This is a genomic window from Flavobacterium bizetiae (assembly GCF_902804475.1).
Lineage (GTDB): Bacteria > Bacteroidota > Bacteroidia > Flavobacteriales > Flavobacteriaceae > Flavobacterium > Flavobacterium bizetiae.
In genome coordinates, this window is record NZ_CADCSU010000160.1 from 19,050 (window position 1) to 30,277 (window position 11,228).

Annotated in this window: 10 protein-coding genes; 4 read left to right on the forward strand and 6 right to left on the reverse strand. The window is 32.8% G+C overall.

Translation table 11 applies throughout. From position 1 onward, the window contains the following. Positions 1-27 precede the first annotated feature (27 nt). Positions 28-708, forward strand: coding sequence for a Crp/Fnr family transcriptional regulator (locus FLACOL7796_RS20950; RefSeq protein WP_173972740.1), 681 nt, complete (start codon positions 28-30; stop codon positions 706-708). On the opposite strand, the gene mazG is transcribed toward FLACOL7796_RS20950, so the two are convergent. The 3 genes from mazG to def all read right to left on the reverse strand — a co-directional run bounded on the left by mazG (position 709) and on the right by def (position 2,725). Continuing rightward, the gene (gene mazG / locus FLACOL7796_RS20955) at positions 709-1,479 is read right to left on the reverse strand and encodes a nucleoside triphosphate pyrophosphohydrolase (RefSeq protein WP_173972741.1); all 771 of its coding nucleotides are present in this window, start codon (positions 1,477-1,479) and stop codon (positions 709-711) included. Between the two features lie 102 nt (positions 1,480-1,581). Next, entirely contained in the window at positions 1,582-2,067 is a 486-nt protein-coding gene (locus FLACOL7796_RS20960; protein WP_173972742.1) for a DUF5606 family protein, read from the reverse strand. A 67-nt stretch (positions 2,068-2,134) separates the two neighbouring features. Then, positions 2,135-2,725, reverse strand: a complete 591-nt coding sequence (gene def, locus FLACOL7796_RS20965; protein ID WP_173972743.1) for a peptide deformylase — start codon at positions 2,723-2,725, stop codon at positions 2,135-2,137. A 202-nt stretch (positions 2,726-2,927) separates the two neighbouring features. On the opposite strand from def, the gene FLACOL7796_RS20970 reads away from it, so the two are divergent. Next, positions 2,928-5,150: an FUSC family protein gene (locus FLACOL7796_RS20970; protein ID WP_173972744.1), complete on the forward strand. Its 2,223-nt coding sequence runs from the start codon at positions 2,928-2,930 to the stop codon at positions 5,148-5,150. Positions 5,151-5,188: 38 nt separating this feature from the next. Here the strand turns inward: FLACOL7796_RS20970 and FLACOL7796_RS20975 are convergent, their stop codons facing one another. Together FLACOL7796_RS20975 and ruvX are read right to left on the reverse strand one after the other, a co-directional pair. Beyond that, entirely contained in the window at positions 5,189-6,685 is a 1,497-nt protein-coding gene (locus FLACOL7796_RS20975) for a malate:quinone oxidoreductase (protein ID WP_173972745.1), read from the reverse strand. Positions 6,686-6,809: 124 nt separating this feature from the next. Beyond that, positions 6,810-7,226, reverse strand: a complete 417-nt coding sequence (gene ruvX, locus FLACOL7796_RS20980; RefSeq protein WP_173972746.1) for a Holliday junction resolvase RuvX — start codon at positions 7,224-7,226, stop codon at positions 6,810-6,812. Between the two features lie 273 nt (positions 7,227-7,499). Between ruvX and FLACOL7796_RS20985 the strand changes: the two genes are divergently transcribed. Then, positions 7,500-9,368 carry an LTA synthase family protein gene (locus FLACOL7796_RS20985; RefSeq protein WP_173972747.1) on the forward strand — a complete coding sequence of 623 codons (1,869 nt, stop codon included), beginning with the start codon at positions 7,500-7,502 and terminating at the stop codon, positions 9,366-9,368. Between the two features lie 70 nt (positions 9,369-9,438). On the opposite strand, the gene FLACOL7796_RS20990 is transcribed toward FLACOL7796_RS20985, so the two are convergent. Further along, positions 9,439-10,080, reverse strand: a complete 642-nt coding sequence (locus FLACOL7796_RS20990) for a PAS domain-containing protein (protein ID WP_173972748.1) — start codon at positions 10,078-10,080, stop codon at positions 9,439-9,441. Positions 10,081-10,370: 290 nt separating this feature from the next. Between FLACOL7796_RS20990 and FLACOL7796_RS20995 the strand changes: the two genes are divergently transcribed. After that, positions 10,371-11,186 (forward strand): 2,3,4,5-tetrahydropyridine-2,6-dicarboxylate N-succinyltransferase, encoded by an 816-nt coding sequence (locus FLACOL7796_RS20995; RefSeq protein ID WP_173972749.1) that lies wholly within the window; start codon positions 10,371-10,373, stop codon positions 11,184-11,186. Positions 11,187-11,228: the final 42 nt, after the last annotated feature.

An 11,228-nucleotide genomic window follows, 5' to 3' on the forward strand; every position in this document is an offset into this window, starting at 1 on the left:
TTAATTTTGCAGTAAATATTTTTTGCCATGAATAAATGTGATCAATGCATCGTACGACAACTTTCTTCTCTTAAAGCACTTAATAAAGACGAGGTTGTAAAATTGGCTAATAGTAAGACTACCTATAAAATAAAAAAAGGAGATTCTATTTTTGAAGAAGGTGAAGTAACTAATGGCGTTTTTTGTATTAAAGATGGTGTTGGAAAACTTTCTAAATTAAGTGCAAACGGAAAAGATCAGATTGTAAAATTGGTACAATCAGGAGAACTTTTGGGTCAACGCTCTATGATTAGCAATGAACCAGCAAACTTGTCTGCAAAAGCTGTTGCGGATATGGAGGTTTGTTTTATTCCGAAAACCGAAATTTTACACTTTTTTAATAACAACAATCAGTTCTCTATGAACCTGATGCAATCTGTTTGTGAAGATTTGAAAGAATCTGAAAATGACAAAATTGCTTTGGTTCAAAAAACAGTAAAACAACGTTTGGCCGAAACATTATTGCAACTGCATGATGCTTTTGGTGAAAATGATGATAAAACGCTGAAAGTTCAACTGACAAGAGAAGAATTGGGCGGTATTATTGGTACAGCTACAGAAAGTTGTATTAGATTATTATCTGATTTTAATAAACTGGATTTGATTGAATTAGTGGGTAAAAAAATAATGCTTAAAAACATTAAAGCATTAAAAAAAATGGCCGAATAATTATAGCTTTTTAGCTTCGTTCCAGAATACATCCATTTCTGCCAAAGTCATATCCATTAAAGGCTTTCCTAACTCTCCGGCTTTACTTTCGAGATATTGAAAACGTTTGATGAATTTTTTATTCGTACGTTCTAAAGCATCTTCAGGATTTACGTTTAAAAATCGGGCATAATTGATCATAGAAAATAGTACATCCCCAAATTCAGCTTCAATTTTATCCTGATCGCCTGCTTTTACTTCGACTTGTAATTCTTCAAGTTCTTCTTGTACTTTATCCCAAACCTGGTGTGGTTCTTCCCAATCAAAACCTACTCCTTTTACTTTGTCCTGAATACGGCTTGCTTTGACCAATGCCGGTAAACTTCTCGGAACGCCTTCCAAAACAGATTTTTTACCTTCTTTCAGTTTTAGCTTTTCCCAATTTTGTTTTACTTCTTCTTCATCTTTTACAACAGTATCGCTATAAATATGAGGATGGCGATGAATTAGCTTATCACAGATTTCATTACAAACATCTGCAATATCAAAATCATTGGTTTCAGAGCCAATTTTTGCATAAAAAACAATATGCAATAACAAATCTCCTAATTCTTTTTTTACTTCATTGAGATCATTATCTAAAATAGCATCTCCAAGTTCATAAGTTTCTTCGATAGTAAGATGTCTCAGGGTTTGCAAAGTTTGCTTTTTATCCCACGGACATTGCTCACGAAGTTCATCCATGATAATTAATAATCTTTCGAAGGCTTTAAGTTGAAGTTCTTTGCTCATTTTATGAAGTTTTTTCCGGATTGTAAAGAATAGCTGTAAAAGTAAAAAATCCTGCTAAGAAAACATCTTAACAGGATTAATATATTTGAATGTAGTAAACTACTATTCTTCTTTCTTAGCTTTTGCTTTTTTAGCGGCTGGAGCTTTTTTTGGTTTTTCTTCAACAACCGGAGTTTCTTCAACAGCTTCAACAGCAGCCGGAGCTAAATCTGTAACTAAACCTTTTGCCTGAAGTGTGTTGTACCAGTTTAATACTTTTTTAATATCAGAAGGATAAACTCTTTCTTCATCATAATCAGGAAGAATTTCTTTAAAATAAGCCGCTAATGTAGCATTATCTTCTTTATGAGAAATTGCCTGACCTTTGTTTTCTTTAGTAGCAATACGCTGCATTACTTCAGTCAATGGTTTTTCTCCGTCATAAGTATAAATTGAAATCTCTGATAATAAACTTACGTTACTTTTTAAGTTAACAGTAATTTTTTTTCCGTCTGTCAATGATTCTGCCACAAAACCTGTACGAGTTTGCACTTTCAATACATATAAACCTGGTTTCCCAGAAATGGCTAAAATTTTCTCTAAATTCATGTTTATTAAAATTAGTATTAAGAATTTGATTTATTATATTTTATTGATTCTAATTCTCTTAGATCAATTATCTCCCTTTTTTAGCTGCCGCAAATTTCATTCTATATTCCTGAAACGTTTTGCCCTCTGTAATATTTTTTAATTTCTTTTGAATCAAACGTTTTTTCAAAGATGAAATTTTATCCGTAAATAAAACTCCTTCGATATGGTCGTACTCATGCTGAATAACTCTTGCAATCAAACCATCAAAAACTTCTGTTTTTATAACAAAATCTTCTTCACAATATTCTATCGTCACGGTTGGTTTTCTGTAAACATCTTCGCGAACGTCAGGAATACTCAAGCAACCTTCATTAAAACTCCATTCTTCACCTTCTTCTTTAAGAATCTTAGCATTGATAAAAGTTTTTTTGAAACCTTTTAAATCTTTTTGCTCTTCTGAAGGTAAATCATCATCATCGCTAAAAGGAGTCGTATCAATAACAAACAAACGAATTGGCATACCTACCTGCGGTGCAGCAAGTCCTACTCCGTAAGCGTTGTACATGGTTTCATACATGTTTGCTATTGTTTCTTTTAAGTTTGGATATTCTGGCGTAATTGCCTCACCCACTTTTCTTAAAACAGGATCGCCATATCCTACTATTGGTAAAATCATTTGTGTTTTTTTAATATTTTATCTAATGAAAACTCCTGAATTTCGTTCTCATAATTCAGCTGGCAAAAATAGTAAAAAATAGTCAATGAATAATTCTAAAGATATATTATATCGCATTTTTTGCCTGCTTCTTAAAATCTCATCCATAATTATGCCAAATTAATTCGTACAATTCGTACTTTTGTTGGTAAACCTAATCATAATGTTTGATCGAATCTCGAAATTTACTAACAGTACTTCTTTTCTAAACGCCTCTAAAGTAACTATTGCTTCTGTTGTTCCTGTTTTAATTTTGAATTTTCTGGGTCATTTCGAAATAGGCTTTACAATTGCCCTGGGAGCCTTCTATACCTATCCCAGCGATGTACCGAGCTCTTTAGGACACAAAATAAAAGGTCTTATTGTAGCATCTTTTATCGTTTCAGGCGTTAATTTATTAGTCAATCTTGCGTATCCTTATCCGTACTTATTTTACCCGTTTTTAGGATTTTTACTTTTTTTATGTTCGATGATTTCTGTTTACGGACAACGCGCTACTTTAGTATCATTCTCTGCTTTGTTGTCTATTTCATTATCATTTGGACATTTGCATGAAGGATGGGAAGCTTTTGAATATTCAGGTTTTATATTTGTTGGTGGTATTTTATATTTAGTTGTTTCGCTTGTATTTCATTTTGTACAACCTTATAAATATGTCGAATTGCAAATTGCCGAGGGCATAAAACTAACGGCAAAATACTTAAAACTAAGAGGCGATTTATGGAGTCCGGAAGCCAATCGCGAGAAAATCATCGAGAAACAACTGGCGATTCAGGTCGATCTGAATTTAATTCATGAGGATTTACGAAGAATGCTTATTGGCAATCAAAATGCATCTGCAACTACGAGCCAAAACCGAAAAATGCTATTGGTTTTTATCACCTTGGTCGAAATTCAGGAGCTTGCATTATACACCTCTTTTGATCACAGCAAACTTCACGAAAAATTCGCCAAACATCCTGATGTTTTAAGAACGTACCAAAATGTAGCTTATAAACTGGCCTCAACATTAAAAAAACTTTCTAAAAACGTACATAGTATTAGTGTATATGTTGATAAAAACGATTTAAAGAATGAACTTGAAGCTCTGGAATTTGCCATTTTCGATTACGAAAAAACTTTAGGCAAGGAAGAAGCGGCAGAAGGAGTTTTGATGCTGACGAACATGCTGAAATACGCGAAAAATCAGGTTGGAAAAATTAAGATTATCCAACGTGCTTTCTCGCTTGCCATGCAGTCTTTTAAATTGAAGGATAAAGACAAAGAACTAGAAAAATTCTTAACGCCTCAATATTATCCGTTGCGTACTTTAATCGAAAATTTAAGTTTTTCTTCTTCTATTTTCAGACATTCCGTACGATTAACGATAACCATTTTAATTGGTTTTACTATTGGGCAATTTTTAGCTTTCCAAAACGTCTATTGGATATTATTGACGATTGTCGTAATCATGCGCCCTGGTTATGGTTTAACAAAGGAACGTTCTTACAACAGAATCTTCGGGACTATTCTGGGAGGTTTATTAGCTTTTGGAATTGTATCTGTGATACAAAATCACGTTGCGCTTAGTATACTGTCTATTGTATGCATGCTTTTAGGAATTTCTTTTACTCAGATTAATTACAAAATAAGCGCCACTTTTGTTACGATGTATGTGGTTTTTATTTACGGAATTTTAACTCCTAATGTCGTCGAGGTTATTCAGTTTCGTGTTTTAGATACGTTAGCCGGAGCAACTCTTGCCTTTTTAGCCAATCAGTTTTTATGGCCGGCCTGGGAGTTTATTAATACGCCTATTCATATCGAAAATTCGATAAGGGCCAATAGAAATTATCTTAAGGAAATTGCTGATTTTTATAATAAAAAAGGCGAAATACCTACCTCGTATCGATTAGCAAGAAAAAATGCCTTTGTTGAAATTGGAAATTTAATGACGTCCTTTCAGCGTATGATGCAGGAACCAAAATCGAAACAAAAAACATTGCCATTAGTAAATAAACTCGTGGTTTTGAATCATTCAATATTATCGGCTTTAGCATCATTATCTACTTATATTCAGTCGCACCAGACAACATCGGCATCAGAATCATTCAATTATATTATAAAAACAATTCTTTCTAATTTAGATCATTCGATTTCTATTTTACGAAATGAAACCATCATAACGGATACTTTTTTCGATAAAGAGGATGTGACTTTGCAATTTGAAGAACTCAAACGCGTTAATTTTACCCGTTTGATTAAAGATGATGAACTCGACAAAGAAACGCGTCAGGCCAAAATGCAGGAAGCTCAGATGGTCATTGAACAATTGATCTGGATGAGTAATCTGGCAGAAAAGATTTTAAAAATTACAAAAGAATTTAAAGCAACAAATCCAGATTAATTCATCTGGATTTGTTGTTTATAATATAAAAGTTAAGCTTAATTACTTAGTTTTAAAACTTCAGAAGTATGTTTTCTAAGTTCTGCTAAAAGCTCTGGTTTGTCATTTAAAGTTTGTCCGTAAGAAGGAATCATACTTTTCAGTTTTGCCTCCCACTCCGGTGTTTTTATTTGGTTGGTAAAACATCTTCCAATCAAATCTACCATAATCGCAACTGCAGTCGATGCTCCAGGAGAAGCTCCTAATAACACTGCTAAAGTCCCATCATGAGTATTGATTACTTCTGTACCAAATTCTAAAACTCCACCTTCTTTTTCATCTTTTTTAATTACCTGAACACGTTGTCCTGCTTTTTCTAATTTCCAGTCTTTAGAACGTGCTGATGGTAAATATTCGCGTAAAGCCGCCATCCTGTCTTTTGGAGACTGACGAACCTGCTCTATCAAATATTTAGTCAATGGAATATTATGAAATCCCGCTGATAACATAGGGATTAAATTATTTGCTTTTATAGATAGCGGTAAATCTAAATAAGATCCGTTTTTTAAGAAACGAGTTGAGAATCCTGCGAAAGGGCCAAAAAGCAATGCTTTCTCACCATCAATCACACGTGTGTCGATATGCGGAACCGACATTGGTGGCGCTCCTACACTTGCTTTACCATATACTTTTGCCTGATGCTTAGCAATTACTTCAGGATTTGTGCATTTTAGCCATTGTCCGCTTACCGGAAAACCTCCGTAACCGTTTCCTTCAGGAACTTTTGCTTTTTCTAACAAAGGCAATGAACCTCCACCTGCACCAATAAATACAAATTTAGTATATGCTTTTCTTGTTTGACCGGTTGTTAAATCAGTAATTTTAATTCTCCATGATTTATCCTCACGTTGTCTTAACTTCTTTACTTCATGGTTAAAGTATAAAGAAACACCATCTAGTTTTTCTAAATAATTAAACATACTTCTGGTCAAAGCTCCGAAATTTACATCGGTACCAATTTCCATGTGGGTTGCGGCTAATTTATCGTTAGCTTCTCTACCTTCCATCACAAGTGGCATCCATTCTTTTAGTTTCTCAAAATCAGTACTAAATTCCATTTGAGAAAAAATAGGATTACTTTGTAAAGCTTCGAATCTCTTTTTAAGATATTCAACATTTTTATCTCCCCACACAAAACTCATATGAGGAACACTTTTAATAAAATTATCTGGAGACGGTACTTTATTTTGTTGTACCAAGTAAGACCAAAACTGACGCGAAATCTCAAAAGACTCTGCTATACTGATTGCTTTTTTAGGATCAATACTTCCGTCAGCCTTCTCTGGGGTGTAATTTAATTCACAAAAAGCTGAATGTCCTGTTCCTGCATTATTCCAAGCATCAGAACTTTCTGCAGCAGCGACATCTAAACGTTCATAAATTTCAATTTTTATATCCGGTTGCAGCTCTTTTAAAATTAATCCAAGAGTTGCGCTCATAATTCCAGCTCCAATAAGCACTACTTCACTATTGGAACGTATTGTATTGTCAGGCATAACAGTAATTTGTTTTTAAAGTGCAAAGGTACTTTTTATAATTGCAAAAAAAAACTAAAATCACATGATAAAAGTTATGTTTTTACTAAAAACATAAGGTTAAGAAATTGCAAAGCAACAAAAATTAAAAACGATTTGAAGAAAGATAATCCTGAAGCATTATTGTAGCTGAGATTTCATCAATTAATCCTTTATTTTGTCGCTGTTTTTTGCTTAATCCGCTATCGATCATAGTTTGAAATGCCATTTTCGAAGTAAAACGCTCATCGACACGAACTACTTTCATATCCGGAAAAATATTCGAGAAATGAGTAACAAATCCTTTAATTATAGAAGCACTTTCTGATGGTTGCCCGTTCATTTGTTTCGGTTCACCAATTAAGACCGTTTCTACCTTTTCCTTTGAAAAATAATCTTTCAAAAAATTGATCAGATCATTGGTTGGAATCGTAGTTAATCCTGAAGCAATAATTTGCATTTCATCAGTTACAGCAATCCCTGTACGTTTTTGTCCGTAATCTATAGAGAGAATTCTTGGCATTTTTGAATTTTTAACAAAGATAGAAAGGAATAATGAACTTAAAAACAATCTTTATGTTTTAAAATTCTTAAAATAAAACCCACGATGTGATGTTATATTGCATTTTTATATACAATTTTAACAAAATTCCTTTTTAATCAGAAAAATGTGGTTTAATATTTCATAATTTCAAAAAAAATAAGTTCTTTTGCGTCAAATTTTACCGGTTCTTTTAAATCACTGTATGCTAAATTTTTAAAAACTAAAAAAGAATAATAAAACATTAAGCCCCAAATGAATAACTACAAAAAATGTATTGCTTTATTTTTAAAAAGATTTCTTTTAATTGTTCTAATCTACCAATTAAGCAGAGCATTGTTTTACTTCATGAATTTGGATTTGTTTGATACTTTTACATTTCAAACATTTATAGGTGGACTTTTCTTTGATTTTGCCGCTATTAGCTATCTGAATATTATTTTCCTGGTGGCTCATTTACTTCCGGGTAATTTTAAATACAGTAGTTCATACCAACGCGTACTTAAGATTGCTTTTTACGTTGTCAATCTTCTCTTTATAGCAACCAATTTTATCGATATTATCTATTACCGCTTTACTTCCAGAAGAAGTACTTTTGGTATGATTACCGCTAAAGGTATGGAGCAGGAAGCCATTGGACTTATCCCGTCATTTCTTGCTGAGTTCTGGTATATTGCACTTATTTTTATCGCGATTAGCATCTTATTTTGGAAATTACTTCCGGATTTAAATAAAAACATAACAAGACAAGATATTACTAAGAAAGATTACGTTCTAAAATTTAGCTATTTAGCGCTTTCAATTGTAGTATTATTGATCTTAGGACGTGGCGGATTCCAAAAAAAGCCCATAAAAATCGTTGACGGAATTAAATACGGAGCATTAAGCAATACTGCTTTAGTACTAAATACTCCTTTTACAATCTTAAAAACTATTGCCAAAAAAGAAGATATTGAAAACACTACTTATTATAATACAAAAGAGTTAAAATCAATATACAATCCGGTAATTTCATTAAACCCTAACAAACCTGCTATCAAAAAAAATGTAGTGATTTTGATTTTAGAAAGTTTTGGAAATGAAAATATCCGACGCGGACAAACTCCTTTTCTGGATTCGCTTATTACAAAATCTTACTATTTTAAAAACGGATTTGCCAACGGAAAAGTTTCTATTGATGCCGTTCCTTCTATACTTTCAAGTATTCCGAGTTTAATGAATAATTCATTTATAACTTCTAGTTATTCTTTAAATAAAATAAATGGACTGCCGAAAATTTTCAAAAATGAAGGGTATAAAACTTCTTTTTTCCACGGTGCTTTTAACGGAAGCCAGAATTTTGACCAATATGCAAAAGTAGCAGGCTTTGATCAATATTTTGGAAAAGACGAATATACAGGTAAAGAAGCATTTGACGGACGATGGGGGATTTTTGATGAAGAATTTTTACAGTTTTATGCCAAAAAATTAACCTCATTCAAGCAGCCATTTTTCAGCTCTCTTTTTACTATTTCTTCTCACAATCCTTATATTATACCAGAAAAGTACAAAGGAAAATTTCCAAAAGGAACAACTGTAATCCAGGAAAGTATTGCTTACAGTGATTATGCTTTGAAAAAGTTTTTCGAAACGGCAAAAAAACAAAAGTGGTACAACAACACTCTTTTTGTAATTTCTTCTGATCATACTTCTGCAGGAGGCGATCAGGAAGCTGACCAGACCAATATTGGAAAATTTAGAATTCCAATCTTATTTTTCGATCCTTCAAATCCTGAATTAGTTGGTGTTAATGAAAAGAACTTTCAGCAAATCGATATCATGCCTAGTATATTAGATTACTTAAATATTAAAACTGATATGGTAAGTTTTGGTAAAAGTTATAAATCTAAAGACAACTTTGTTGTTTATTACCTTCAGGGAACGTATCATTATATTAAGGACGATTATTATTTGGCTTTTGCAAATAACCAGACTATTGGTCTTTATAACTGGAAAAAAGACGTTTTATTAGAAGATAATCTAATTAACAAGGACAAAGCTAAAGTTAAAGAATACGAAAAATTCATAAAAGCTTACATACAATCTTTCAACGAAAGAATAATTTATAACAAGCTAGCCCTTTAAACAAAAAGTCCGTTTTGAAAACTCAAAACGGACTTTTTTTCCAAATATGCAAACCTAAAAAAATCAAATACTATCTATTAAATAATCTCCTGAAGAAACCTCTTTCCTCTTCTTCTTCCTCCTCTTCTACAACTACTCTTTCTTCATATTGAGCAAATTTTGCCTGACCTCTTTCGTGTTCAAAAATCAGGTCTTTAATATATTCAACATAAGTTTTCTTCTTTTCTTCTAAAAATCCAATAAGGTATTTTTCACTAAATTCCATTCCGCTTGCTGCTTCTATCTGCAAAAGTTTTTTGTAAAGGGGCTCAATATGCAATGCAATAACTTCTTGTGGTACAGCCTGGCGTCTTCCAAAATAATTTACAATTACACCATTCTCGTCTCTTGAAATTTCAAAATCAGTAATTACCCAATAGAATCTTCCTGATTTTGCCAGGTTTTTTACAATCGCGTGAAAGTTTTTTCCGTTTTTAAGATTTTCCCAAAGCACTTTAAAAATTACTCGGGGCATATCCGGGTGGCGAATAATATTGTGTGGTTGCCCCATTAATTCATAATCTTCGTACCCTGACACATCAACAAAAGTCTCATTGGCATATTCAATAATACCAAAAGCATTCGTTTTACTCATAATAACCTGAGTTTTGTCCCATGAGACCTCTTTATCTATAATAGGTCTTTGTCCGTGAAGTTGATTTTCCTGATTCATGTCTTTATTGCTTATATAATTTGTTTTGGAATGGTAATTTCAATTTCCCTTATTTCTCTGGGGAAATTCGTGGTGCGAAATTAATTAGAACAAAAAAGTCAAAACCTGATTTTTGTCATATTCTGACATTAAAAAAACTTTTAGAGGTATTATCTCTTGAAAAATTCAACTATAACAGCTGTATTTTATTTATCAAATTAAAAACAAAAAGTTATATCTGTAACATTTTCAAAAGCATTTACTTTTTTGCATTTGTACAAATACCTTATCTTTGCCAAAAATTAAAACTTATGAATTCTTTACAGACTATAATTGAACAAGCTTGGGAAAACAGAGCTTTATTACAAGAAACTACTACAACTGATGCTATCAGAGAAGTTATAGAATTGGTTGATGCAGGAAAATTACGTTGTGCTGAACCAGTTGGTGATAAGTGGCAAGTAAACGAATGGGTGAAGAAAGCTGTTGTGATGTATTTCCCAATTCAAAAAATGGAAACATGGGAATCTGGTATTTTCGAATATCACGACAAAATGTTACTTAAAAGAGGTTATGCTGAAAAAGGAATTCGTGTAGTACCAAATGCTGTTGCACGTTACGGAGCTTATATTTCTAGTGGTGTTATTTTAATGCCAAGTTATGTAAATATTGGTGCTTATGTTGATGAAGGAACTATGGTTGATACCTGGGCAACTGTTGGTAGTTGTGCACAAATTGGTAAAAACGTTCACTTAAGTGGTGGTGTTGGTATTGGTGGAGTTTTAGAGCCATTACAAGCTGCTCCTGTAATTATCGAAGACGGTGCTTTTATTGGTTCTCGTTGTATTGTTGTAGAAGGAGTTCACGTAGGTAAAGAAGCTGTTCTTGGTGCTAACGTTTGTTTAACTGCTTCGACAAAAATTATCGATGTTACCGGTAACGAACCTGTTGAAATGAAAGGTTTTGTTCCTGCACGTTCAGTAGTAATTCCTGGAAGTTATACTAAAAAATTCGCTGCTGGTGAGTTTCAGGTTCCATGTGCTTTGATTATTGGTACACGTAAACCATCTACAGATTTAAAGACCTCATTAAATAATGCACTTCGCGAATACGACGTTGCGGTGTAAGGTTTAAAATAAAGCAAATTAAAAAATCCAAATTCCAATGAT